1 protein-coding gene is annotated in these 1,719 nt (G+C 38.4%); it reads right to left on the reverse strand.

The genetic code is table 11. The annotated features are described in order from the left end of the window. A partial coding sequence (locus tag OFO01_RS08885) for a hypothetical protein (protein WP_270875541.1) occupies positions 1 to 1,719 on the reverse strand: 1,719 nt, incomplete at both ends.

Raw genomic sequence — 1,719 nt, forward strand, 5'->3', positions numbered from 1 at the left:
TCTTGTTGACACCAAGATGACCAGCTAAGGGAGTTTCATGGGCAATACTAAGGATTTCAGACCTATATGATTTAGGAACTACTATCTGATGTTTAACACTCCACTCTTCATCAGCAGGTACATCTAAAGGACGCCATTTTCTAAGAAGGACCCCATTCTTCAAATAATAACAAACTGGGACCTCTGAGACTTCATTCTCATCTAAAGCCTTATGGTACAAGTCCTTAAGCTCAGGGTCATTCTGTTGTTCACTAATAAGTTGTGACCTTGACCTTGTATCATGACCTTGGCTTGAACTTGACCGAGACAAATCACTTTCACAAACAGACTCACAAACAGACTGCTTTTGAGACAGACTGTCACATAAGGTACTACTAACCTCATTACCAAAAATCTGACCTATAAAAGTATCAGACAACTCAACCTCATTTTTAGAGGAATCAAGGGTGGCTTTCTTTGCCATAGCCCTAGTAACTGCACAAGAAGGATAAAGTTCTGGAATTTCCTGTTCATTAGAATCAGGAACATAATCAAGCACAGGAGTGTCAGTTACAACAGGATTAACAACAACCTTGTCTCCAGCTAAGTCATTACCTAGCAACAAATGAACACCCGGAAAGGGCAACGAAGGTCTAACGCCTACAGTCACAGGCCCAGTCACTAAATCTGATTTTAACTTAATGTTATGGAGGGGGACATTCAAAGATCCACACTCTACACCCTGTATAAGAACACTAGATCCAGAATAGGATTTATCACAAAACGGCAATATTTCAGCCAAAATTAGGGACTGAGAAGCACCAGTATCCCTCAAAATAGTGACAGGAGTAGGTGGGCATAATAAATCACATTGTAGTGACACAAAACCTTCCGACAGGAATGGTTCATAAACCTCCATAACAGAATCAGACTTGGGCTTAACAACATCATGAACTTTATTTTGTTCTACATAAGACTGTGGCTTAACACTTAATGTGGTGAACCCTGTGGGTTTCATATCACCAACATTATGATTTCTATTTTTCAACTTATAACAATTGGAGACAAGGTGTCCGGGCTTTCTACAATAAGAACACATAAGTTTGGATGTGGGATTATGGTCTTTGTAATCAACACGTGACCTGTTATTAGGTTCACTAGAGGACTTAACGGGACTAGGAGTGGCAACAGGACTAGGTCTATTATGAGAATGTGGTCTAAAATAAGTGGTCTTATTTGTAAAACTGGTCTTACATTGTCTAAAAGAAGTGGTCTTATTTACAAAACTGGTCTTATGAGTAAGGGAGTAATCGTCAGCTAGACGAGCGGCTTCATCCAAAGTTTCAACTTGTTTCTCATCCAAAAACGACTTAATATCAGGCCTTAAACAACGTTTAAATTCTTCTACTAACATTAACTGTCTAAGTTTGTCATGACTCTGTTCAATCTTTTTTGACATGCACCATCTATCAAATAATTGTTCTTTACTTCTAGCAAATTCTACATGAGTCTGGTTCTCTTCTTTTTTACAATTTCTGAATTTTTGCCTATAAGCTTCCGGAACCAACTCGTACCCTTTCAATATGATCTCTTTTACTTTCTCATAATCTGTACTCTGAGCTGGGCTTAACTGAGTATATATTTCCCGAGCTTTACCTATCAAAGAGCTTTGCAGCAAAAGAGTCCAGTGTTCCTTAGGCCATTTAAGATTTTCAGCAACTTTTTCAAAATGCATGAAAT

This window comes from Campylobacter sp. JMF_01 NE2, from assembly GCF_027737365.1.
Lineage (GTDB): Bacteria > Campylobacterota > Campylobacteria > Campylobacterales > Campylobacteraceae > Campylobacter_B.